Below are 22,409 nucleotides of genomic sequence, written 5' to 3'. Positions count from 1 at the left end.
GCAGTGTGCTCGACGGTATTCCGGCACGAAGCAGCGCCTCGCACCACCCCCTGCCCATGAATACGCCGGTGGAATCCGTTCGGTTCCAGGAGCCGCGGGCGACGGGTGCGAGGGTGGGGGTGGAGGTGGGCTACGCGAAGTACGCCCGCACCCTTGCGTGCACCTCCGCCCCCGCCCCCACCCGGTCCAGCCCCAGCAGGGCCGCCCCCAGTACCGGGCGCGCCGTCACCACCCGGGGCACCGCCTTCGGCGCCCGGGCCGCCAGCACCTCGCGGATCCGGTCGTCCAGTTGGGGATGGCGCGCGGCCAGGACGCCGCCGCCCAGCAGTACCGGTGTCTCCTCGTCCAGCAGGCCCAGCCGGGCGAGGGCGACCGTGGCCATCGCCGCCACCTCGTCGGCGAGACGGTCGACGATCGCGCGGGCGACGGGGTCGCCGTCCGCGGCTGTCGCGAAGAGGACCGGCGTCAGTTCGTGGCGGCGGGCGTGCTCGATGTGGTCCAGGTGCATGGCCTCGATGAGGGCGTACATGGAGTCGTGGCCGAAGTGGGCGGGAAGGGTGCGTGCCAGCGCCGTGGGGCCGCCGCGGCCGTCCTCCGCGCGGGCCGCGTGCCACAGGGCCTCCTCCGCCAGGCCCCAGCCGCCGCCCCAGTCGCCGGAGATACGGCCGAGCGCGGGGAAGCGGGCGGTACGGCCGTCGGGGTGCATACCGACGCAGTTGATGCCCGCGCCGCAGACGACGGCGACCCCGCGCGGCTCGGTGACGCCCGCACGCAGGATCGCGAAGGTGTCGTTGCGCACCTCGACGCCCGTGCCCCACGCGCGCGCGTGCAGCGCGGCCGCCAACTGCTCCTCCTCGACGGGGAAGTCGGCGTTGGCCAGACACGCAAACACCTGGTCGACGGACACCACCCCGGCCGCGGCGAAGGCATGTCCGACCGCCTCGGCGAGCGTGTCCACCGCCGGCTCCACGCCCACCACGGGCGGCCGGAACCCTCCGCCGCGGGCCGTGGCGAGGACGGTCCCGTCGGCCGCCACGACCGCGACGTCGGTCTTGCTGTTGCCCGCGTCGACGGCGAGGACACATGCGGTCATGCCCACGCGAGATGCTCCCGGTTGTGTGCGATCAGCTGGTCGGTGAGGGTGTCGGCGTACGCGTACTGGCCGATGAGGGGATGGGCGAGCAGCGCCCGGAACACCCGATCGCGTCCGCCGCGCAGGGCGGCCTCCAGGGCCAGGTCCTCGTAGGCCGTCACGTTCGCCATCAGACCGGCGTACAGCGGGTCGACGGCGGGGACGGGGAGGGGGGCCGGGCCCTTCGGGCCCACCGCCGCCTGCACCTCGATCACCGCGTCGTCGGGGAGGAAGGGGAGTGTGCCCCGGTTGCAGGCGTTCACCACCTGGTAGGGGCTTCCGCCCCCGCCGAGCAGTGCGGCCGCCAGGTCCACGGCGGCCTCCGAGTAGTAGGCGCCGCCCCGCTTGGCGAGGAGCGCCGGCTTCTCGTCGAGCTCCGGATCGCCGTACATCTTCAGCAGCTGCCGCTCCATCTCCGCCACTTCCGCGGCGCGGGACGGCTTCGTCCGCAGCTCCCGTACGACCTCGTCGTGCGCGTAGTAGTAGCGCAGGTAGTAGGACGGCACCACGCCCAGGCTGTCGAGGAGCGGGCGGGGCAGACGCAGGTCGGCGGCGATCGCCTCGCTGTGTCCGGCCAGCAGCCCGGGCAGGGCGTTCTCGCCCTCGGGGCCGCCCAGACGTACCCCGGTCTCCCAGGTCAGATGGTTGAGGCCGACGTGCTCCAGATGGACGTCCGCGGGTTCGACGCCGAGCAGGCCCGCGAACTTCCGCTGGAAGCCGATCGCCACGTTGCACAGGCCGACCGCCTTGTGGCCCGCCTGGAGCAGGGCGCGGGTGACGATCCCGACCGGGTTGGTGAAGTCGATGATCCACGCGTTCGGGTTCGTACGGCGGACGCGTTCGGCGATGCCGAGGACGACCGGGACCGTGCGCAGCGCCTTGGCCAGGCCGCCCGCGCCCGTGGTCTCCTGTCCGACGCAGCCGCACTCCAGCGGCCAGGTCTCGTCCTGCTCGCGGGCCGCCTGTCCGCCGACGCGGAGCTGGAGGAGGACCGCGTCGGCGCCCTCGACGCCCGTATCGACGTCGTCGGTCGTGACGATCCTGCCGCTGTGGCCCTGCCGGGCGAAGATACGGCGGGCGAGACCGCCCACCAGCTCCAGGCGCTCCGGGGCCGGGTCGACGAGCACCAGCTCCTCGATGGGCAGGGTGTCCCTCAGCCGCGCGAAACCGTCGATGAGTTCGGGTGTGTAGGTCGAGCCTCCGCCGACCACGGTGAGTTTCACTGAAGGATCCCTCGCTTTCGGACGCCGGGGGCGGTGATCATCGGCCGGGGGTCCGGGGGTTGTCCCCCGGGAGAGCACAGCATGCGTGGTTAACCCTTTACTCCGGTGAGCGTGACGCCCTCGACGAACGCCTTCTGGGCGAAGAAGAAAACGAGGATCACGGGGGCCATGACCAGCACGGTCGCGGCCATGGTGAGGTTCCAGTCGGTGTGGTGCATGCCCTTGAACGACTCCAGGCCGTAACTCAGGGTCCAGGCGCCGGCGTTCTCGGAGGCGTAGATCTGCGGCCCGAAGTAGTCGTTCCAGGCGTAGAAGAACTGGAAGAGCGCAACGGCCGCGATACCCGGCTTCGCCATCGGCAGCACGACCTTCAGCAGCGTGCGCACATCGCCGCAGCCGTCCACCTTCGCGGCGTCCAGATACTCGTTCGGGATGGTCATCAGGAACTGGCGCAGCAGGAAGATGGAGAACGCGTCACCGAACGCCATCGGGATGATGAGCGGCCACAGCGTCCCCGACAGGTCCAGCTGCTTCGCCCAGAACAGGTACATCGGAATGACGATCACCTGCGGCGGCAGCATCATCATCGAGATCACCAGCATGAGGGACAGATTGCGGCCGCGGAAACGGAACTTCGCGAGCGCGTACGCCACCGGGATCGACGACACGACGGTGAGGAAGGTGCCGAGACCCGCGTAGAACAGCGTGTTCCTCCACCAGGTCAGGAAGCCGGGCGTGTCGAAGACCTTCGTGTAGTTGCCCCACTCCCAGGTGTGCGGGATCAGGTCCCGGCTGAGCGCCTGGCTGTCGCTCATCAGCGAGGTCAGGAAGACGAACACGAAAGGGAGGACGAAGAACAGCGCGGCGGCCACGCCGAGGGAGTGGATCGCGACCCACTCCAGGAGCGCCTTGCGCCGGGCCGTGCGCTCGGCCGCCGCGTCCGGCGCGGTCAACTGCACGGGTTTGTCCAGTACTTGGGTCATGTCAGTCACCTGCCTGGATGAGCCCGCCGCGGCGCCGCATCAGCAGCGCCGTGAACGCCATGGACAGCGCGAACAGCACGAGGGCGACCACACACGCGGAGCCGTAGTCGAAGCGCTGGAAGCCGAGGTTGTAGACGAGCTGGGGGAGCGTCCAGGTCGAGTCCTCCGGATAGCCCGGCTCGAAGTTCGTGCCGGCGCCCTGGATGACGCCCGAGGCGACCTTCCCTGCGATCAGCGGCTGGGCGTAGTACTGCATGGTCTGGATCACGCCCGTGACCACGGCGAACATCACGATCGGCGAGATGTTCGGCAGCGTCACGTACCGGAACCGCTGCCAGGCCGAGGCGCCGTCCAGTTCGGCGGCCTCGTACTGCTCCTTCGGTACGTCGAGCAGCGCGGCCATGAAGATGACCATCAGGTCGCCGACGCCCCACAGGGCGAGCAGGGTGAGCGCGGGCTTGGACCAGGCGGGGTCGTTGAACCAGGCCGGGGCCGGGATGCCGGTCTTCTCCAGGATCGAGTTGACCGGGCCCGTACCGGGGTTGAGGAGGAAGGCGAACGCCATCGTGGCGGCGACCGGCGGGGCGAGGTAGGGCAGATAGAACAGCGTCCGGAAGACACCCGTGCCGGTCTTGATCTTGGTGATCAGCAACCCGACACCGAGCCCGAACACCACCCGGAGGCCGACCATGACGACGACCAGCCACAGGGTGTTGCGCATCGCGGGCCAGAAATAGGGATAGTCCCGGAAGACGTAGAGCCAGTTCTTCGTCCCGCTGAACGTCGGCGGCCTGAACCCGTCGTAGTGCATGAAAGAGAAATAGACCGTCGAGATCAGCGGGTACGCGAAGAAGACGGAGAAACCGATCAGCCAGGGCGACAGGAAGGCGGCGGTCTTCAGGGCCGCCTTCCGTCGCCTGGCGCGCAGCGGGTACGCGGTCGTGGCCATGGGACTACTGCGCCTGCGCCATGTCCGTGTCGATCTGCCGGGCCGTCCGCTCCAGGCCGGCCTTCAGATCGGTGGCCTTGCCGCTCTCGTAGTCGTATCCGAACTTCTGGATCGTGACGAGGTACACGCCCCCGTTGACGGACGCCGGAGTGGTCGGCGAGTTCGGATGGGAGGCTATCTCCAGGAACGTCTTGAAGCGCGGGTCGTACTTCAGCTTCGGCGACTTCAGGGCCTGAAGGGTGGAGGGCACATTGTGGATGGCGTTGGAGAAGCCCACCACCGCGTCCGTGTCCGTGGTCATGTACTTCACCAGCTCCCAGGCCGCGTTCTGCTTCTTGCTGGTGGCGGGGATACCGGCGATGGTGCCGGTGATGTAGCCCTTGCCGTACTGGTCGGCCTGGTCGTCCGGGACGGGCATCGGCGCGACGCCGATCTCGAACTCCGGCTTGGCGTCCAGGGCCATCCCGAGCCGCCATTCACCGTCGATCTGCATCGCCACCTGGCCGGTGTGGAAGGGGTGCTTGGGACCCCATTCGTCACCGAGCCCCGAGCGGTACTTCTCCAGCTTCTTGTAGCCGCCGAGTTCGTCGACGAGCTTCTTCTGGAAGGTGAAACCGGCCGCGAACTTGGGGTCCTTGGCGAGGTTCGACCTGCCGCTGGAGTCGAAGTACGTCGGCGACCACTGGGCGAAGATGTGCTCGGTCGTGCTCTCCCAGCCGTGGTAGTTCGGCATGAAGCCGAGCTGTGTGTAGGAGTCGCCCTTGGTGACGGTCAGCTTCTTGGCGTCGGCCTCGAACTCGGACCAGGTCTTCGGGGGGCTCTTGATCCCGGCCTTCTCGAACGCGGTCTTGTTGTAGTAGAGGCCGTACGCGTCGCCCAGCAGCGGCACCGTGCAGCGGTTGCCGTCGTACTGGGTGTACTCGTTCATCGCCTTCGGGAAGGTCGCGTCCGGGTCGATGCCCGCCTTCTTGAAGAAGGGGTTGAGGTCGACGAACGCCCCGGAGGAACAGAACTTGCCCACGTTGTTGGTGGTGAAGGAGGAGACCACGTCGGGGGCGTTGTCACCGCCGGCGCGCAGGGCCTGGTTGACCTTGTCGTCGGTCATATTGCCGACGATCCTGACGTGGATGTTGGGGTGCGCCTTCTCGAACCCCGCGACCAGTTCCTTCACGCCCTTCTGCTCGGACGGCGCGCTCCAGCCGTGCCAGAAGTTGATCGTGGTCTCCTTCGACGCGTCGTCACTGGCGCCGGACTCCGACTGGCCGGTACAGGCGGTGGCGAAGAGGGCAATGGAGGCGGAGGCGGCCAGCGCGACGGCAGCCTTCCGGGACATTCCGGGCATGGCAGGGTCTCCCTGGGACGGGGCGGGGCGGAAAAGGGGGATGGGAAGGCGGGACGGTGGGTGCGAGGGGGAGAGGGGGGCGGGAGGGGGATGGGGAGTTCGGTCGGGTCCGGGCCGAGGCCGTGGCCCCGGCTCAGCCGGAGGTGTCGAAGACCTCGTCGCGGGTGGTCGCGAGCGCACTCTCCAACGCGCCGCGCAGCACGGGGTGTTCACGGACATCGCCGACCACGAGCCGCGGCCGGGACGCGGCCAGCTCCTCCAGCTCGGCCTGGACGAGCGCGCGCAGCACCTCGCCGCCCGAGGTCAGTGAGGCGCCGCTGAGGACGACGAGTTCGGGGTCGAGGACGGAGACGAGGGAGGCGAGACCGGTGGCGAGGTGGGTCGCGTACGTCTCCAGCAGACGCCGGTGGGGACCGTCGGCGGCGCCTGAGGCCTCCGCCGCCTGCACGGCTTCTGCCGCCCGCGCCACGACCGCGGCCGCGACCTCGGCGTGCGGGCCCGACGGGATCTCCCTGACGCCGAGCCGTCGGGCCAGCTTGGGGACGGCCTGCGAACCGGCCAGCTCCTGGTAGCCGCCGCTGTTGGCCTTGGTGACCTGCCGGACGAGCGGTGTGCCCGGCACCGGCAGGAAACCGACCTCGCCGGCGCCGCCGGTCCAGCCGCGGTGCAGCCGGCCGCCGAGGACCAGAGCGGCACCGAGGCCCCCCTCGTTCCACAGCAGCACGAAGTCGCCGTGCCCCCGCGCCGCGCCCAGCCGCTGTTCGGCCACGGCGACGAGGTTGACGTCGTTCTCGTACTCGACCGGCATCGGCAGGGCGGCGGCGAGTTCGTCCAGCAGCGTGGGGGAGTGCCAGCCCGGCAGATGGGAGGCGTAGCGCAGTCGGCCGGTGTTGGGGTCGAAGGCGCCGGGTGTGCCGATGACGAGCCGGTGGACGTCGTCACGGGCGAGCCCCGCCGCCTTCACCGCGGAGTCCAGGGCGTCGGTGACCTGCTGGACGACGGGGGTGCCGGTGCGTCTGCCGGGGGTGGGCAGTTCGTGCCGCCCGATCGTCCGTCCGGTAATGTCGGCGACGGCGGCGAGGATGCGTTCGGGGGTGACGTCGAGTCCGGCGGCGTACGCGGCGGCCGGATTGACCTCGTACAGCTGGGCGCTGGGTCCCGGGCGGCCCTCGGTGGTGCCGGTGGCGAGCACGAGCCCCGCCGCCTCCAGACGGGCGAGGAGCTGGGAGGCGGTCGGCTTGGACAGGCCGGTGAGCTTGCCGATCCGTGTGCGGGACAGCGGCCCGTGCGCCAGGAGGAGGTCCAGGGCGGCCCGGTCGTTCATGGCGCGCAGGACGCGCGGGGTGCCCGGCGTACCGGCGGTTCCTGCCATGGGGTCGACACCTGCCTTTCAGCCGTCCAGCTTCTCAGTGACCCGGTGGGTGCGTCCACGGGTGATCGCGAAAGGGGTACCTCCTGATCATTGTTAGGAAGGTTTCCTATCGGATGTCGAGAACGTAAGCCCGGGGCGAAGAGGACGTCAAGAGATGCAGCCCCCGAGGCGACGGATCGTTACCTGCGGGGGCTGCCGGTGGGCTGTGGGCTGCCGGGTGGGGCCGCCTACTTCACGTCGAGGTGGTCGCCGGCGGACGCCTTCGCGCCCGTGGTGGCGGTACCCGCGAACTGGTAGCGGTAGGTGCCGCTCTTCGAGGCCTTGACGGTGGTCGACAGAACGCCGCCGGTGCCCGAGGTCACGGTCTTGACCGTGGCGTAGGTGTCGCTGTTCTTCGCGCGGAACTGGAGGAGCACCGACTGGCCCTTGTAGCCCGCGTACTTGCCCGTCTCCCAGTTGGCCCGGGTCAGCGAGCCCTTGACGGTGAGCGTCCTGCCCGCGACCGCCGGCTCCGGGCCGGCATTGACCGTGAGCTTGGCGGCGCGCTTGACCTGGGCCGTGCCGAGGCCGCCCCACAGGTCGTAGCCGGAGTCGAAGCTGATGTGGCCGTCGGAGTCGTCCTCGTCCTGCTCGATGTGGCTGTAGAAGCCGCCCGCCTTCCAGGTGCCGGCGTCCGCGGCCTCGTACAGGCTGTCCTCGGGGTCGATGACGAGTGTCTCCGTGCACGTGTCGGTCGCCGTGGTGTCCGTCGTGCCGGTGGTGGTGCAGGTGGGCGCGGTCTCGGGGTCGATCCCGTTGTCGACCGTCCTGAGCGTGCCGCGGTAGAGCACGACGGCCGCGAAGGTCGTCTCGTAGTCGATCTCCAGGTCGGCGGGCCGGGTCAGGGTGTACGTCACCGGGACCTTCACGACGGCGTCGGTCCCGACGACGATCGCCTTCCCCTTGTTCACCACGACATCGGAGAAGACCAGGTCCGGGCTGTCGGCGGAGGCGACGGGAGCGGTCAGCCCCGTCAGGGCCAGGGCACCGGACAGGGCGGCGCCGATGGCGAGCTTTCTCATGTGTTTCCCCACATTCGAAGCGGACCCCTGGGCGGTTCGCTCCAGAACAAGGGCCCGCTGTGAGGGCGACCTTAGGGGATCTTGGGGGTGACCGGAGGTCAGGCGTCCAGGAAGGGGGCCGTGTCGAGTGTGGGGTACGGCGCCGGAAGGGGAAGGGGAGCGCCGAGGTCGACCTTGGTGTCGGTGTTGTAGTAGGCCTCGGTGGGGTCGTCGCCCGGAAGAACGGGGTCTGTGTAGCAGTGGGCCGTCTTGGCGTGGCGGTCGACGAGGACGTAGACGGGGACTCCCGCGGCGGCGTAGGTGCGGAACTTGGGGCCGGTGTCGGTCTCGTGGTTGGTGGAGGTGACTTCACCGACGAGGGCGATCATGTCGATGGGATACCAGCCTTTGTGAGCCTTGCGATACGACTCGTCGAGTTCGGTCGGCCTGCGGCGGCGGACGTAGAAGTCCGGAATGAGGAGGGCCATGGTTCTGCCGTCCTTGTGGGCGGCTCGGTAGCCGTTGCCCATGCCTACGAGGCGGAGTCCGGCTGAGCGGAATTGGAAGCCCAGCTCGAATGCACCGTCGTTGTGGTTGTCGTTCGGCGTCGGCGGCACGATGGCCATCCCCTCGACGTACTCGGGTCGAATCGGCGCCACCGACGCCTCCTCGATCGCGATCAACAGATCGATGGGGTCCTGCTGCATCATCACCGGCTCCAGGATGGGTTCGGCGCTCATCGCTCGTTCTCCTCGTCGCACTGATGCCAGGCTAAGCCCGCGCTGGGTGCCCCGGCAGAGCGGTGGGGCATCCAGCACCCCCGCGGCGCCGGATGCCCCGACCGTTCACTCGAACGAGTGTGCTGAATCGTTCCCCTACTTCGCCGGAGGTACCGCCCGCTGGGCTGCGATCGGGGAAGCCGCCGTCGACTGGGGGGACTCCGTGTTGGCGTAGACCGAAGGGGCCGCCACCGCTGCGGTCGGGTCCGGGGTGGTGGCCTCGGTGAGGGGGGTCGTCTCGCCGCCGACGATGCGGATGTCGGCCGCGTCGAACGCCCGCTTGACGCGCCAGCGCAGTTCGCGTTCCACGGTCAGGGACTTTCCGGGCATCGTCTTGGCCGAGACGCGGACCACCATCGAGTCGAGCAGCACGCTGTCCAGGCCGAGCACCTCGATCGGGCTCCACAGGAGCTCGTTCCAGGGCTCTTCCTTGCTCATCTTCTCGGCGACCTGGTCGAGCGTGGCCTTGACCCGGTCCAGGTCCTCGGACGACCTCACGGTCACATCGACCGCGGCCGTCGCCCAGCCCTGGGAGAGGTTGCCGATGCGCTTGACCTCGCCGTTGCGGACGTACCAGATCTCGCCGTTGTCGCCGCGCAGCTTGGTCACGCGCAGGCCGACCTCGACGACCTCGCCGGAGGCGACCCCCGCGTCGATCGAGTCGCCGACGCCGTACTGGTCCTCGAGGATCATGAAGACGCCGGAGAGGAAGTCCGTCACCAGGTTGCGCGCGCCGAAACCGATCGCCACACCCGCGACACCGGCGGAGGCCAGCAGCGGGGCCAGGTTGATCTCGAACGTCCCGAGGACCATCAGCGCCGCCGTGCCGAGGATCACGAAGGACGCGACCGAGCGCAGCACCGAGCCGATGGCCTGCGAGCGCTGGCGGCGGCGCTCGGCGTTGACCAGCAGACCGCCGAGGGAAGTGCCGTCGACCGCGTCCGCGGTGCGGCCCATCCGGTCGATGAGCTTCGTGATCGCCCGCCGCACCACGATTCTGAGCACCGCCGCGATCACCAGGATCAGCAGGACCCTGAGGCCGATCGCGAGCCAGGTGGACCAGTTCTGCTCGACCCAGCCGGCGGCGTTCGTGGCGCTCTCCTGGGCACCCCGGAGCGACGGGACCGCAGGGGTCGTCGACTCCGAGGGGGTCGGCGACGGCGACGGACCGGCGGCCAGTAGGACGGCGGACAAGGACACGGCAGGTACCTCCAGGTGCAGCGGCCCGCCCTCCGGCACGGCGGTCAAGATCACGAAAAGGTCACCGGACGGGCAGACCAACCACACTAACGGTGCATCGCGTGTGGATCTGCGCAGTGTCCGGGGGAGAGACGGTGTTCACCTGGGGATGAAGAAGGGTGTGGTCGAAAACACTCCCAGCCCGTTACCGGGACATGGTGGCGCTTCCACCAGGCATGAGGGGAGACTGACTACGGATCGTCCACGGCGCGAGCCACGCGCCGCCGGCGTACAAGGAGGCCATCCGTGCCGCATGTCCTGGTCCTCAACGCGTCGTACGAGCCCCTCGGCGTCGTACCGCTTCGCCGTGCGCTCGTCCTCGTCCTCGAGAACAAGGCAGTCTGCCTCGAGGAGTCCGGCGCCTTTATGCACAGTGCAACCGTCACAGTCCCCGCACCCAGCGTGGTCCGGCTCAAGCGATTCGTCCGGGTTCCCTATCGGGGGCCCGTTCCTCTTACCCGTCGCGCGCTCTTCGCTCGGGACGGGGGCCGGTGCATGTACTGCGGTGGCGTCGCAACCAGCGTCGACCACGTCATCCCGCGCAGCCGCGGGGGCAAGCACGTCTGGGACAACGTGGTGGCGTCCTGTCGCCGCTGCAACCATGTGAAGGCCGACCGCCATCTCGTCGAGATCGGCTGGCGGCTGCGCCACAAACCCGCTCCGCCCACCGGTCTGGCCTGGCGCATCATCGGGACCGGCCATAGGGACCCGCGCTGGATGCCGTACTTGCAGCCGTACGGCGCGGACGACGCCTTGGCCCGGATCGACGGCATTTCCGCCTGAGGATCCGGGCCTTCGCATACCCCTGGTCACAGGGCGTCGCACGGTGTGGTCCGCCCCGGGAGCCCCCCGTGCTCCCGGGGCGGACGGTCACGGGGTCATGCGTAGCGCAGTTCGGCGGGGCGTACCGAGCGGCGCAGCAGGGGGAGTGCGGTGGCGGCGGCCAGCATGCAGGCTCCGTACACCGCGAGCGGGACCAGCAGGGCCGCGTACGGTACGTCCGGGACGGTGTGCTCCGTGGTGAGCGAGGCGTACCAGACGCCGATCGCCATGCCGCCGATGCCCGCCACGGTGACCGCGCAGGCCAGCGGCAGTGCCGTTTCGAGCAGCAGTGCCCGGGCCAGCACCCCGTGCGGGACTCCGGCCGCGTGCTGAGTTGCCAGGCCCCGGCGCCGGGTGGCGAGGGACTCGGCGGTGCCGACGGCGAGCCCCGTCAGGACGATCGCGAGCGCGACCAGGATCGCGGCGGCCGTCAGCTCGATCCCGTTCGTGTAGTACGACATGTCCATCCCCAGCTGGCCCATGCGGCGCGAGGCCTCCAGATCCGCGAGCAGGGTCTGCCGCACGCCCACGAAGCCCGTGCTCACGACGGTCACCAGCAGCACGGCCCCGTGCGTGCGGGACGCCGCCCAGGGATCGTCGTACAGCCGCTCCGCCGCGATGAGCAGCGCCGGGCGCTGCGCCCGGGCCGCGAGCACCCGGCCCAGCCACCGGGACGAGAAGCCCGCCAGCCATACCGCGGAGGCGCCGACCAGCAGACACAGGGCGAAGACCGTGAGCGGGCCGAGGGCGAACCCGACGACGCCGAACTCGAAGGGATCGCCGGTGAGCGGGGTCATCGCGACCAGCACGGCCGGCAGCCCCAGCAGCCCGGTCGCCACCTGGAAAGCCCGCCCCGGACCGGCGGTCGGCCGCACCCGGCGGAGCCGGCCCAGCGGCGAGGCCACCACCCCGCGCAGCGCCAGGACGCTCACGGCCGCGCCCAGCACGGGCACCAGTACCGCCACGACGGCCATGCCGGCCCAGGCCCAGGGTGCGGGACGCTGCCACAGGCGCAGCAGCAACAGCACGGAGAACACCGTGGTCACGGACGAACCGGCCAGACAGGCCGGCCCGGTCTCCAGTGCCGCGATCCGCCGCACCTGAGCGGGCGTCGCGCCGGCCAGCCGCAGCGCGGCCAGCCGCCGGTCGCGGTGCACGGCGCCGATCCGCGCGCACTGGCCGAGGAACCCGAACACCGGGATGAGCAGCAGCATCAGCGCGATGATCACTCCACCGCGGGTCCCGGGTTCGTCGAGCAGCCCGGAGCCGACCCCAACATCGTGGTGCCCGGTCATCGGGACGAGGACCATGATCACCAGTCCGATGCCCGTCGCCATGACCGCCCCGATCGCGGTGAGCACGACCCGCCACCACTCGCGCCGGTTCGATCCCCGTGTGAGCAGCAGCGCCAGCCGCAGCTCGGCCCTCATGCCGTCACCCCCGTCGGCACCACGGCCCCGTCGCTCAGCCGCACCTCGCGGTCCGCGTACGCCGCCACCTGCGCATCGTGCGTGACGAGCAGTACGGCCGTGCCCGAGTCGCGGGCCGTGTGCACCAGCGCCGTCATCACCTGCTCGCTCGCCAGCGAGTCCAGCGCCCCCGTCGGCTCGTCCGCGAAGACCACCTTCGGGCCGGTGACCAGGGCCCTGGCCAGCGAGGTCCGCTGGGCCTGGCCGCCGCTCATCTCCCCGGGCCGCAGCCCGGCCTGCCCGCGCACCCCGAACCGCTCCAGCCACTCGCCGGCCCGTGCCTGTGCGTCCCCGCGGGAGCTGCCCGCCAGCATCAGTGGAAGGGCCACGTTGTCGAGGGCGGTCAGCTCGGGGATCAGCTGCCCGAACTGGAAGACCACGCCGAAGTCGCCGCGGCGCAGCCCGCTCAGACGCTTCTCGGGCAGCCGGTCGAGCCGCTCCCCGCCGTAGGTCACCGAGCCCGCGTCCGGGCGGACGATGCCCGCCAGACAGTGCAGCAGCGTGGACTTTCCACTGCCGCTGGCGCCGGTGACGGCGAGGATCTCGCCGGCCCGGAGCTCGGCCGAGGCGCCGCGCAGGGCCTGTGTTCTGCCGTGCGTCTTGGCGAGGTCACGGGCCGCCAGCAGCGGCACTGCGTTCTCCCCGTTGTTCATGCTGTGTCGACCTCCGCGGTCAGGGTGGTGAGCCGGGCCGCCGTGGTGGTCATCCAGCGGAGGTCGGCGTCGAGGTGGTTGAGGGCGTAGTCCGCCGAGAGCAGGGTCGACAGATCCGCGCCCTTGGCGGTCTTGACCGCCGTGAGCTCGCGCATCCGCTTCATATGGGCGGCGCGCTGGGCCTTCAGATAGGCCTCCGGGTCGCCGCCGGACAGGATCGAGACGACCACCTTGGCGAAGATCTCGTTCGTCACGAACGGCGCGGGCGGGGCGATCTCCCCGGCCCAGCGGGCCAGTTCGTGCGAGCCCTCGGTGGTCGAGCGGTACATCGTCCGCTCCGGCCCGCCGTCGGCGTCGGTGCCGTCGACCTCCGCGAGGCCGTCGCGGACCAGGCGCTGGAGGGTCGTGTAGACCTGCCCGTAGGCCAGCGGACGGGCCTGCGGGAAGCGTTCGTCGTGCCGTCGCTTGAGGTCGTAGCCATGGCTCGGCCCCGAGACGAGCAGTCCCAGCAGGACGTGGCGGGTGCTCATGAGCATCATTATGTACTGGCTACATGTACTGAGTGAATAGTGATCAGAGAAAAAGTGGGGCCGGGCACGTCAGACTGGAGTACAGGATGTGACCAGAGGCACGTTGTTGCCTCGGGTACGTCTGCTGCCGCGCCCGCTGGGTAGGGCTGCGGTGACCGCTCGTCGTACTCGACAAGGAGGCCCCCGTGGCCGTATCGGCACACCTTCTGCTCCCCGCCCAGTCCAAACCCGGGGCGGGCGCCGAACCCGAGGCGCACGCCTGCGTCTTCAGCGCGGAGGGCGCCTGCGCCGAAGCCCCGTTGACCAGCGAGCCGCCGCTGCCCGACGCCGAGCCCCTCACCAGCGAGCCGCCGCTGTCCGACGCCGCGCCGCTGACCAGCGAGTCGGCGATCGCCGGCCTGGACGCGTAGAGGCCCCGATGACCGCGCCCCGGCCGGCCGAACCCCCCTCCGAGGACCTGTCCCGGCTCGCCGGACTGCACGGCGTCGCCACCTCTTACAGCCCGTCCCCGGACCGTACGGTCGCGGCCTCGGCCGACGCCGTCACCCTCGCCCTGGCCGCCCTGGGCGTCGATGCGAGCACCCCCGAGGCGACCCGGGCCGCCCTCACCGCCCGCGAGCGCGAACTGGGCGAACGCCTGCTGCCGCCGACGGTGGTGTGCTGGAGGGGCACCGACCCCGAAGCACTGGCCGCGCTGCCCGAGGGCACGCGTCTGCGCATCGAGACCGAACAGGGCGAGACGCGCGCCGCCGCCGGACAACTCCCGCCCGGCGTCCACCGGCTGACCGCCACCGCGCCCGACGGCCGCACCGCCGAGGCCCACCTGGTCGTCGCGCCGCCCCGGCTGCCGACGCCCGCCGGACGCTCGTACGGCCTCCTCGTCCAGCTCTACTCCCTGCTCTCGCAGCGCTCCTGGGGCATGGGCGACCTCGGTGACCTCGGTGAGCTGGCCGCCTGGGCGGGCCGGGCGCTCGGCGCCGGATTCGTCCAGGTCAACCCGCTGCACGCGGCCGTACCCGGCGCCCCCACCGACCCCTCCCCCTACCGTCCCTCCTCGCGCCGCTTCCCCGACCCGGTGCATCTGCGGGTCGAGGACGTCCCCGAGTTCGCGTACGTCTCCTGCGGCCCGGACCGCGACCGGGTGCGGGCCCTGCTGGAACGGGCCGGCCGGCTGCGCGCCTCGGTGCTGGACAAGGGTGCGCTGATCGACCGCGACGCCGTATGGGAACTCAAGCGGGAGGCGCTGGAACTGGTCCGCGAGGTCCCGCTCGGCCCCGGCCGCCGCGCCGCCTACGCCGACTTCCTCGCCGAGCAGGGCGAGGCCCTGGAGGACCACGCCACCTGGTGCGCGCTCGCGGAGGTGCACGGCTCCGACTGGCACCGCTGGCCGTCCGGCCTGCGGCACCCCCGCTCGGCCGACACCGCCCGTGCCCGCGCCGAGCTGCTGGACCGCGTCGACTTCTTCTCGCGCCTCGCCTGGCTCACCGACACCCAGCTCACCGACGCCCAGCACGCCGCGCGCGAGGCCGGGATGCCGGCCGGGATCGTGCACGACCTCGCGGTGGGCGTGCACCCCGGGGGCGCCGACGCCTGGGCGCAGCAGGAGTACTTCGCCGCCCGGATGTCGGTCGGCGCGCCACCGGACGCCTTCAACGCGCGCGGCCAGGACTGGGGCCTGCCGCCGTGGCGCCCGGACCGGCTGGCCGAGTCGGGGTACGCGCCGTTCCGGCAGCTGCTGCGGGCCCTGTTCCGCTACGCGGGCGCTCTGCGCATCGACCACGTCATGGGCCTGTTCCGGCTCTGGTGGGTACCGCAGGGACACCCGCCCACGGAAGGGACGTACGTCCGCTACGACGCCGAGGCCATGCTCGCCGTCCTCGTACTGGAGGCCTCGCGGGCCGGGGCCCTGGTGATCGGCGAGGACCTCGGCACGGTCGAGTCCGGGGTGCGCGAGACGCTGCGCGAGCGCGGGGTGCTCGGCACCTCGGTGCTGTGGTTCGAACGCGACTGGGGCGGCGACGGCCGCCCGCTGCCCCCCGACCGCTGGCGCGCCGACTGCCTGGCCACCGCCACCACCCACGATCTGCCGCCCACCGCCGCCCGCCTCACCGGCGAACACGTCGAACTCCGCGACCGACTCGGCCTGCTCACCCGCCCCCTGGACGAGGAACGGGCGGAGGCCGCCGCCGACACGGGGGAGTGGCTGGAGCTGCTCACCCGGCTCGGCCTGCTGCGGGGTACCGGGGGTGCCGTCGACTCGTTCTCGGAGGAGGCCGAGGTCCAGGCGGTCCACCGCTTCCTGCTGCGCACCCCCGCCCGCATGATCGGCGTCTGGCTGCCGGACGCGGTGGGCGACCGGCGCCCGCAGAACCTTCCCGGGACCTGGGACCAGTACCCGAACTGGCGGCTGCCGATCGCCGACGCGGAGGGCCGGCCCGTCACCCTGGAGGAGCTGGCCGGGGCGCCGAGGCTGCATGCGCTGATGGACGTGCTGCGGGAGCGGGCGGGGGAGTCACGCACCTGACGATGCGCGCCGAGGTCCCGTACGGCACCCCCGGACGCGCGCCCCGTTCGGCCGTTCGCTACGTTGGCCCTGTGGACAAGAAGAATGCCCTGCGCGCCGGCACCCTGGCCGCCGGTACGACGCTGATGATGCTGCTCATGTCGTCCCCCGCGCTCGCGCTGACCCGCGACGACGGCGACGACCCCGGCTCGGGCCTCAGCGTCATCGAGACGCTGGGCCTCTACGTCATTGCCCCGATCGCCCTTTTCGTGATCATCGCGGGCCTTGTGATGGTCCTCGACAAGTCGGACCGCCGGCCGAAGGCCAAGGCGAAGGCCTGAGCAGGCCGGGCCTTCCTGTCCCGAGCCCCTTGACCGGGCTCACCGCACACTCCTGCGTGGGCGCCGCTGGCGCCACGGAGGAGCTTGAGGTCCGCGGGCAAGGTGACCGTGGCGAGGAACGCCGGACACAGCGTGGTGCCACGACGAGCACCACGCTCGTGCGTGCCCGCGGTGAGCGAAGTGCGGCCCGTCGCCGACCCGGACCGCGAGATCGCGCGGGTGGGCGAGGTGCTGCTGGGCCAGACCCGGGAGCTCATGGCCGTACTCGGTGAGCGGGCGGCCGCGGTCGTGCCCGAGGATCTGGCGCCCCTGCGGGACGCCGCACGGGAACTCGTCGACGTGGCGCCGTCGATCGTCGAGACCTGGGCCTCGGAGGAACACACCCCGTACCAGGGCCACTTCGCGACCCTCGGTGTCGCCGCCCGCCGTATCCCGCTGCGCGCCGCGGCCATGATGCGCCGGGCGCTGGCCCGCACCGACCCCGAGCTCTGCGACACCCTCGGGAACCTGGTGCGCGAGTGGTGCCGGCAACTGGAGAAGTCGTACGACCTGCGGTGGGTGCCCGTGTCCGTGCAGACCGGACTGCATGTGCGGAGCATGCTCGACACGGCCCGCCTGGTGTGCGCGACGGGCGGGTGACCACCCCGGTCACCCGCCCGCCGGCACCACCGGCACCGTCGGTTACGCGCCCGCGGCCTGCGCGTCCGCCGCCTGCGCCTTCAGCGCCCGCTCCACACCGGAACGGGACTCGGAGATCAGGCGTCGCAGTGCCGCGTTGGGCTCCGCGGCGGCCAGCCACGCGTCCGTCTTGTCCAGGGTCTCCTGCGAGACCTGGACCGACGGGTACAGCCCGACGGCGATCTGCTGGGCCATCTCGTGCGAGCGGGACGCCCAGATGTCCTTGACCACCTCGAAGAACCGGTCCGTGTACGGCGCCAGCAGCTCACGCTGGTCGGTCTGGACGAAGCCCCCGATGACCGCCTCCTGGACGGCGTTCGGCAGCTTGTCGGACTCGATGACCGAGGCCCAGGCCTCCGCCTTCGCCTCAGGCGTCGGACGGGCGGACCGGGCGGTGGCCGCGTGACGCTCGCCGGCGGCCGTCCTGTCACGCTCGTACTCGGCCGCGATCTCCGCCTCGTCGAAGCGTCCGACCGCCGCGAGCCGCTGCACGAACGCCCAGCGCAGCTCGGTGTCGACGACCAGGCCCTCGATCGTCTGCGAACCGTCCAGCAGGGCCTCCAGCAGGTCCAGCTGCTCCGGCGTACGGGCCGTCGCCGCGAACGCCCGCGCCCACGCCAGCTGGTGGTCGCCGCCCGCCTCCGCCCCGCGCAGGTGCGCCAGCGTGGCGTCCGTCCAGCGGGTGAGCAGTGCCTCGCGGGCGGCCGGGTCGGCGTACAGGTCGACCGCCAGCTTCACCTGGCGGTGCAGCGACTGCACCACACCGATGTCGGACTCCTTGCCGATGCCCGACAGCACCAGGGACAGATAGTCGCGGGCGGCGAGCTCCGCGTCCCGGGTCATGTCCCAGGCCGAGGCCCAGCACAGCGCGCGCGGCAGCGAGGCCTCGAAGTCGCCGAGGTGCTCGGTGACGAAGGCGAGCGACTGCTCGTCGAGGCGGACCTTCGCGTACGACAGGTCGTCGTCGTTGAGCAGCACCACGGCCGGACGGCGCCGGCCGGCCGGCTGCGGTACGGCGGTCAGCTCGCCCTCGACGTCCAGCTCGATGCGCTCGTCCCGCACCAGCTTGCCGCTGACGTCCTCGAGCTCGTACAGGCCGATCGCGATGCGGTGCGGGCGCAGGGTCGGCTCGCCCTTCGCGCCGGACGGGAGCGCCGGGGCCTCCTGCCGGATCGCGAAGGAGGTGATGACACCGTTCGCGTCCGTCTCGATCTCCGGGCGCAGGATGTTGATGCCGGCGGTCCGGAGCCATTTCTCCGACCAGTTCTTCAGGTCGCGGCCGGAGGTCTCCTCCAGCGCGCCCAGCAGGTCGGACAGCCGGGTGTTGCCGAACGCGTGCCGCTTGAAATAGGCCTGCACGCCGGCGAAGAACTCGTCCATGCCGACATAGGCGACGAGCTGCTTCAGGACGCTCGCGCCCTTGGCGTACGTGATGCCGTCGAAGTTGACCAGCACGTCGTCCAGATCGCGGATCTCCGCCATGATCGGGTGCGTGGAGGGCAGCTGGTCCTGACGGTAGGCCCACGTCTTCATGGAGTTGGCGAACGTGGTCCAGGAGTGCGGCCAGCGCGACTCGGGGTAGTACGCCTGGCAGGCGATGGAGGTGTACGTGGCGAACGACTCGTTCAGCCACAGGTCGTTCCACCACTCCATGGTGACCAGGTCGCCGAACCACATGTGGGCCAGCTCGTGCAGGATCGTCTCCGCGCGCAGCTCGTACGCGGCGTCGGTCACCTTGGACCGGAAGACGTACTGGTCGCGGATGGTCACCGCGCCCGCGTTCTCCATCGCGCCCGCATTGAACTCCGGCACGAACAGCTGGTCGTACTTCTTGAACGGGTACGCGTAGTCGAACTTCTCCTGGAACCAGTCGAAGCCCTGCCGGGTGACCTCGAAGATCGCGTCGGAGTCCAGGAACTTGGCGAGCGAGGGCCGGCAGTAGATGCCGAGCGGGACGGACTGCCCGTCCTTCTCGTACACGCTGTGGACCGAGTGGTACGGCCCGACGATCAGCGCGGTGATGTAGCTGGAGATCCTCGGCGTCGGCTCGAAGACCCAGGTGTCGTCCTTGGGCTCGGGCGTCGGCGAGTTGGAGATGACGGTCCAGCCGGTCGGCGCCTTCACCGTGAACTGGAAGGTCGCCTTGAGGTCCGGCTGCTCGAAGGACGCGAAGACACGGCGCGCGTCCGGCACCTCGAACTGGGTGTAGAGGTAGGCCTGCTCGTCGACCGGGTCGACGAATCGGTGCAGGCCCTCCCCGGTGTTGGTGTACGCGCAGTCGGCGACGACCCGCAGGACGTTGCGGCCCTCCAGCAGCCCGGGCAGTGCGATCCGGGAGTCCTTGAAGACCTCGGCCACCTCGAGCGGGTCGCCGTTGAGCGTGACCTCGTGGACCGCCGGGGCCACCAGGTCGATGAAGGACTCCGCGCCGGTTTCGGCGACATCGAAGCGCACCGTGGTAACGGACCGGTAGGTGCCGCCCTCCTGCGCGCCGGAGAGGTCGAGATCGATCTCGTACGAGTCAACGGTCAGCAGCTTCGCCCGCTGCTGCGCCTCTTCGCGAGTCAGGTTTGTGCCAGGCACGCGGTCATCTCCTCGTTATGTGTGGGTTGCGCCATCCTTCCACGTGACCTGCACACAGCGCGATGTCCAGAACCCGCCGGTGAGCGGGGCGGACACACGGAAATCCGGGCGCAATGCGTCCACGCCCGGCCCGTCGATCGGTGACTCGTTGTCCGAGGCGTCAGGCCTTGAGTTCCGCTGCCACCAGCTCCGCGATCTGCACCGCGTTCAGCGCAGCGCCCTTGCGGAGGTTGTCGTTGGAGATGAACAGGGCCAGACCGTGCTCCACCGTCTCGTCGGTGCGGATGCGGCCGACGTACGACGCGTCCTTGCCGGCCGCCTGGAGCGGCGTCGGGATGTCGGAGAGGATCACGCCCGGCGCGCCGGCCAGCAGCTCCGTGGCACGCTCCACGGACAGCGGACGCGTAAAGCGGGCGTTGACCTGGAGGGAGTGCCCGGAGAAGACCGGCACGCGCACACAGGTGCCGGAGACCTTGAGCGCGGGGATCTCCAGGATCTTGCGGGACTCGTTGCGCAGCTTCTGCTCCTCGTCGGTCTCGTGGAGACCGTCGTCGACGATCGAGCCCGCGAGAGGCAGCACGTTGAAGGCGATGGGGCGCTTGTAGACCTGCGGCTCGGGGTAGTCGACCGCCTCACCGTCGTGGGTCAGCCTGTCGGCGTCCGCGATCACCTTCTGCGCCTGGCCGTGCAGCTCGGCGACACCCGCGAGGCCCGAGCCGGACACCGCCTGGTAGGTGGCGACGACCAGCGCCTCGAGGCCCGCCTCGTCGTGCAGCGGCCTCAGCACCGGCATCGCGGCCATCGTCGTGCAGTTCGGGTTGGCGATGATGCCCTTGGGGCGGTCGGCGATCGCGTGCGGGTTCACCTCGGACACCACCAGGGGTACGTCCGGGTCCTTGCGCCAGGCGGAGGAGTTGTCGATCACGACCGCGCCCTGCGAGGCGACCTTCTCGGCCAGCGCCCTGGAGGTCGCGCCGCCCGCGGAGAACAGGACGATGTCGAGGCCGGAGTAGTCGGCGGTCGCCGCGTCCTCGACGGTCACCCCGTCGAGCACCGACCCCGCCGAGCGGGCCGAGGCGAACAGCCTGAGCTCGGTGACCGGGAAGTCGCGCTCCGTGAGAATCCTGCGCATGACCGTGCCGACCTGACCGGTGGCTCCGACGATTCCGACCCTCACGGCTACTCCCTCTGTGCGTCTTCTGCGTGCATGCCTATATGTGCATGGTGCCTGGCCGAGGCTTTTCCATCATGCGGCCGACCCCGGTCCGCCTGTCCAATTCTTTGGGCGTCATGCCCGAGGGCTGGGACGTCCACAGAGGTCCCCCGGTTGCGGAACTCCCGCTCCTGCCCCTCTGAGCTGCAGAAATTGGCTCCGGCCAGGCCTCGTGCCGCAAGCTGTGCTGCCCCGGGCGACGGGTGTGACGTACGCCTCGGCGAGACTCCCGGAGATCCGGGTGAACGTTTCCGGGCGCTGCGGCGTCGTAGAAGAAACGCGGTGAGGGGGTGGCTTGTGCTGCGCAGAAAGGCCCGCCGTGTCCAGCAGGACGATCACGGTGATCCTCTGGACGCGGCTCAGGAACGCCGGGTGCGGGCGGTGCTCGCACTGGGCGGAGTGCCGCAGGCGGACCTGCCGGACGGGGTGCAGCAGGTCCGTCTGCGGCTGCTGGAGCGGGCGGCGAAGGGGTACGAGGCACCGCGCGACGTCTCCGCGTGGGCGGCCGTCGTCGCCTCCAACCTGGCCATGGACTGGCACCGGGCCAAACGCCGCCAGGAGCGGATCGGTGAGCGTCTCGCCTCCCTGCGCCAGCTGGAGCACCCCTCGGGCGAGGACACCAGCGTGCTCTCCGTCGCCGTCGCCCAGGGACTCGACGAGCTGCCCGACTCCCAGCGCCAGGTCCTCGTCCTGCGCTTCTTCGCCGACCTGCCGGTCCGCTCGATCGCCGAGGAGCTCGGCGTCCCGGAGGGCACGGTCAAGAGCAGGCTGCACACGGCGGTACGGGCCCTGCACACCCGCCTGCACGAGGACGAGGTGGTGTGACATGACCGCCGGACACGAGACGTACGACGGTGACGCGCTGATGGCCGCGATCACCGGCGAGGGGCTGCCGCCCAAGGCCCGCGAGGACGCCGCCTTCCTGGCCGAGCACCGCTCCGCCGTGGCCGATGTGGCGCTGCTGCGGGAACAGTTGGGGATCATCGCGGCCGCGCTCCAGGAACCCCCACCGGTCGCGGAACCGGCTCCGGTACGGACACCACGGCCCCGGCGGCGGCCCTTCACCCTCGCCGTCCGCACGGTCGGCGTGGCCGTCGCCGCGGTCCTGGCCTCGGGACTGGGGTGGCTGGTCGTCCAGGCCGGCAGCGGCATCGGCGCCGGCAGTGCCGACAGCGGCGCCGGCAGCAAGAGCGCCGCCGACAGCAACGCCTCCCAGGCCGCCCCCGGATACCTCGCCTGCGCCCGGCTCGTGGTCGAGGGCACGATCACGGCGATCGAGCCGCTGCCCGGCGAACCCGGCCGGGAGCGGGTCACCCTGCGCGTGACCCGCTACTACAAGCCGGACAGGGGCAAGGACGTGCTCACCTTCGTGCGGGACGAGGAAACGGCGCCCCCGGTCCGCAAGGGCGACCACATCCTCATCGGCATCCAGCGCCGGGCGACCGCTCCGGACCTGTGGGCCGTCGGCAACCGGGAGATCGCCGACGAGCGGGCCTGGCTCACCGGGGCGGTGACCGAGTCTCCGGCGCCGGCGTGCGACGGGTACACCGGCGGATGA

The 22,409-nt window shown here is 70.9% G+C and carries 21 protein-coding genes; 7 read left to right on the top strand and 14 right to left on the bottom strand.

The genetic code is table 11. The features are described 5' to 3' along the window. Window positions 1-130: 130 nt before the first annotated feature. The 9 genes from F7R91_RS16180 to F7R91_RS16140 form a co-directional block, all read right to left on the bottom strand. Window positions 131-1,099: an N-acetylglucosamine kinase gene (locus F7R91_RS16180; protein ID WP_150949344.1), complete on the bottom strand. Its 969-nt coding sequence runs from the start codon at window positions 1,097-1,099 to the stop codon at window positions 131-133. Next, window positions 1,090-2,355, bottom strand: coding sequence for a 6-phospho-beta-glucosidase (locus F7R91_RS16175; RefSeq protein ID WP_150949341.1), 1,266 nt, complete (start codon window positions 2,353-2,355; stop codon window positions 1,090-1,092). Before F7R91_RS16175 ends, F7R91_RS16180 begins: the two co-directional genes overlap by 10 nt. A gap of 89 nt (window positions 2,356-2,444) precedes the next feature. Continuing rightward, complete coding sequence (locus tag F7R91_RS16170) at window positions 2,445-3,338, bottom strand: carbohydrate ABC transporter permease (protein ID WP_150949338.1); 894 nt, start codon at window positions 3,336-3,338, stop codon at window positions 2,445-2,447. A 1-nt stretch (window position 3,339) separates the two neighbouring features. Further along, window positions 3,340-4,287: a carbohydrate ABC transporter permease gene (locus F7R91_RS16165; RefSeq protein WP_150949337.1), complete on the bottom strand. Its 948-nt coding sequence runs from the start codon at window positions 4,285-4,287 to the stop codon at window positions 3,340-3,342. Window positions 4,288-4,291: 4 nt separating this feature from the next. After that, window positions 4,292-5,629, bottom strand: coding sequence for an ABC transporter substrate-binding protein (locus tag F7R91_RS16160; protein WP_150949333.1), 1,338 nt, complete (start codon window positions 5,627-5,629; stop codon window positions 4,292-4,294). A gap of 133 nt (window positions 5,630-5,762) precedes the next feature. After that, complete coding sequence (locus tag F7R91_RS16155; RefSeq protein WP_150949329.1) at window positions 5,763-7,001, bottom strand: ROK family transcriptional regulator; 1,239 nt, start codon at window positions 6,999-7,001, stop codon at window positions 5,763-5,765. A 227-nt stretch (window positions 7,002-7,228) separates the two neighbouring features. Next, on the bottom strand, window positions 7,229-8,062 hold the full coding sequence (locus tag F7R91_RS16150; protein ID WP_150949325.1) for a hypothetical protein: 834 nt from the start codon (window positions 8,060-8,062) through the stop codon (window positions 7,229-7,231). Window positions 8,063-8,160: 98 nt separating this feature from the next. After that, window positions 8,161-8,781, bottom strand: coding sequence for a Uma2 family endonuclease (locus F7R91_RS16145; RefSeq protein WP_150949322.1), 621 nt, complete (start codon window positions 8,779-8,781; stop codon window positions 8,161-8,163). A gap of 135 nt (window positions 8,782-8,916) precedes the next feature. After that, the gene (locus F7R91_RS16140; protein WP_191971515.1) at window positions 8,917-10,020 is read right to left on the bottom strand and encodes a mechanosensitive ion channel family protein; all 1,104 of its coding nucleotides are present in this window, start codon (window positions 10,018-10,020) and stop codon (window positions 8,917-8,919) included. Between the two features lie 285 nt (window positions 10,021-10,305). Here F7R91_RS16140 and F7R91_RS16135 point away from each other — a divergent pair, with 285 nt between their 5' ends. Continuing rightward, window positions 10,306-10,842, top strand: coding sequence for an HNH endonuclease (locus F7R91_RS16135; RefSeq protein WP_150949316.1), 537 nt, complete (start codon window positions 10,306-10,308; stop codon window positions 10,840-10,842). A gap of 95 nt (window positions 10,843-10,937) precedes the next feature. Here F7R91_RS16135 and F7R91_RS16130 read toward each other — a convergent pair whose 3' ends face one another. The 3 genes from F7R91_RS16130 to F7R91_RS16120 are packed head-to-tail and all read right to left on the bottom strand — an operon-like array spanning window position 10,938 to window position 13,533. Next, the gene (locus tag F7R91_RS16130; protein ID WP_150949313.1) at window positions 10,938-12,311 is read right to left on the bottom strand and encodes an ABC transporter permease; all 1,374 of its coding nucleotides are present in this window, start codon (window positions 12,309-12,311) and stop codon (window positions 10,938-10,940) included. Then, window positions 12,308-13,003, bottom strand: a complete 696-nt coding sequence (locus F7R91_RS16125) for an ABC transporter ATP-binding protein (RefSeq protein WP_150949310.1) — start codon at window positions 13,001-13,003, stop codon at window positions 12,308-12,310. The genes F7R91_RS16130 and F7R91_RS16125 overlap by 4 nt, the downstream gene beginning before the upstream one ends. Beyond that, window positions 13,000-13,533, bottom strand: a complete 534-nt coding sequence (locus tag F7R91_RS16120) for a PadR family transcriptional regulator (RefSeq protein ID WP_150949307.1) — start codon at window positions 13,531-13,533, stop codon at window positions 13,000-13,002. The genes F7R91_RS16125 and F7R91_RS16120 overlap by 4 nt, the downstream gene beginning before the upstream one ends. A gap of 185 nt (window positions 13,534-13,718) precedes the next feature. Here F7R91_RS16120 and F7R91_RS16115 point away from each other — a divergent pair, with 185 nt between their 5' ends. The 4 genes from F7R91_RS16115 to F7R91_RS16100 all read left to right on the top strand — a co-directional run bounded on the left by F7R91_RS16115 (window position 13,719) and on the right by F7R91_RS16100 (window position 17,016). Beyond that, entirely contained in the window at window positions 13,719-13,943 is a 225-nt protein-coding gene (locus tag F7R91_RS16115) for a hypothetical protein (protein WP_150949304.1), read from the top strand. Window positions 13,944-13,951: 8 nt separating this feature from the next. Beyond that, on the top strand, window positions 13,952-16,057 hold the full coding sequence (malQ, locus tag F7R91_RS16110; RefSeq protein WP_150949301.1) for a 4-alpha-glucanotransferase: 2,106 nt from the start codon (window positions 13,952-13,954) through the stop codon (window positions 16,055-16,057). Window positions 16,058-16,128: 71 nt separating this feature from the next. Next, complete coding sequence (locus F7R91_RS16105) at window positions 16,129-16,377, top strand: hypothetical protein (RefSeq protein WP_150949298.1); 249 nt, start codon at window positions 16,129-16,131, stop codon at window positions 16,375-16,377. A 171-nt stretch (window positions 16,378-16,548) separates the two neighbouring features. Further along, window positions 16,549-17,016, top strand: a complete 468-nt coding sequence (locus F7R91_RS16100) for a hypothetical protein (RefSeq protein ID WP_191971509.1) — start codon at window positions 16,549-16,551, stop codon at window positions 17,014-17,016. A gap of 42 nt (window positions 17,017-17,058) precedes the next feature. On the opposite strand, the gene pepN is transcribed toward F7R91_RS16100, so the two are convergent. After that, the gene (gene pepN / locus F7R91_RS16095) at window positions 17,059-19,638 is read right to left on the bottom strand and encodes an aminopeptidase N (RefSeq protein WP_150949295.1); all 2,580 of its coding nucleotides are present in this window, start codon (window positions 19,636-19,638) and stop codon (window positions 17,059-17,061) included. Between the two features lie 160 nt (window positions 19,639-19,798). After that, window positions 19,799-20,815 carry an aspartate-semialdehyde dehydrogenase gene (locus F7R91_RS16090; protein ID WP_150949292.1) on the bottom strand — a complete coding sequence of 339 codons (1,017 nt, stop codon included), beginning with the start codon at window positions 20,813-20,815 and terminating at the stop codon, window positions 19,799-19,801. Window positions 20,816-21,148: 333 nt separating this feature from the next. Between F7R91_RS16090 and F7R91_RS16085 the strand changes: the two genes are divergently transcribed. Both F7R91_RS16085 and F7R91_RS16080 read left to right on the top strand, forming a co-directional pair. Further along, on the top strand, window positions 21,149-21,676 hold the full coding sequence (locus F7R91_RS16085) for a sigma-70 family RNA polymerase sigma factor (RefSeq protein ID WP_150949430.1): 528 nt from the start codon (window positions 21,149-21,151) through the stop codon (window positions 21,674-21,676). 1 nt (window position 21,677) lies between these two features. Then, the gene (locus tag F7R91_RS16080) at window positions 21,678-22,409 is read left to right on the top strand and encodes a hypothetical protein (protein ID WP_150949289.1); all 732 of its coding nucleotides are present in this window, start codon (window positions 21,678-21,680) and stop codon (window positions 22,407-22,409) included.

It is taken from the genome of Streptomyces luteolifulvus, from assembly GCF_008806595.1.
Taxonomy (GTDB): domain Bacteria; phylum Actinomycetota; class Actinomycetes; order Streptomycetales; family Streptomycetaceae; genus Streptomyces; species Streptomyces luteolifulvus.
This window is presented reverse-complemented; position numbering and strand designations above follow the sequence as displayed.

What these genes read in the sequence shown, in the direction of transcription:
- F7R91_RS16120 (WP_150949307.1), bottom strand. Translation starts at nt 13,533, where the DNA reads ATGAGCACCCGCCACGTCCTGCTGGGACTGCTCGTCTCGGGGCCGAGC.
- F7R91_RS16170 (WP_150949338.1), bottom strand. Translation starts at nt 3,338, where the DNA reads ATGACCCAAGTACTGGACAAACCCGTGCAGTTGACCGCGCCGGACGCG.
- F7R91_RS16165 (WP_150949337.1), bottom strand. Translation starts at nt 4,287, where the DNA reads ATGGCCACGACCGCGTACCCGCTGCGCGCCAGGCGACGGAAGGCGGCC.
- F7R91_RS16155 (WP_150949329.1), bottom strand. Translation starts at nt 7,001, where the DNA reads ATGGCAGGAACCGCCGGTACGCCGGGCACCCCGCGCGTCCTGCGCGCC.
- F7R91_RS16130 (WP_150949313.1), bottom strand. Translation starts at nt 12,311, where the DNA reads ATGAGGGCCGAGCTGCGGCTGGCGCTGCTGCTCACACGGGGATCGAAC.
- F7R91_RS16145 (WP_150949322.1), bottom strand. Translation starts at nt 8,781, where the DNA reads ATGAGCGCCGAACCCATCCTGGAGCCGGTGATGATGCAGCAGGACCCC.
- F7R91_RS16150 (WP_150949325.1), bottom strand. Translation starts at nt 8,062, where the DNA reads ATGAGAAAGCTCGCCATCGGCGCCGCCCTGTCCGGTGCCCTGGCCCTG.
- F7R91_RS16125 (WP_150949310.1), bottom strand. Translation starts at nt 13,003, where the DNA reads ATGAACAACGGGGAGAACGCAGTGCCGCTGCTGGCGGCCCGTGACCTC.
- F7R91_RS16160 (WP_150949333.1), bottom strand. Translation starts at nt 5,629, where the DNA reads ATGCCCGGAATGTCCCGGAAGGCTGCCGTCGCGCTGGCCGCCTCCGCC.
- F7R91_RS16080 (WP_150949289.1), top strand. Translation starts at nt 21,678, where the DNA reads ATGACCGCCGGACACGAGACGTACGACGGTGACGCGCTGATGGCCGCG.
- malQ (WP_150949301.1), top strand. Translation starts at nt 13,952, where the DNA reads ATGACCGCGCCCCGGCCGGCCGAACCCCCCTCCGAGGACCTGTCCCGG.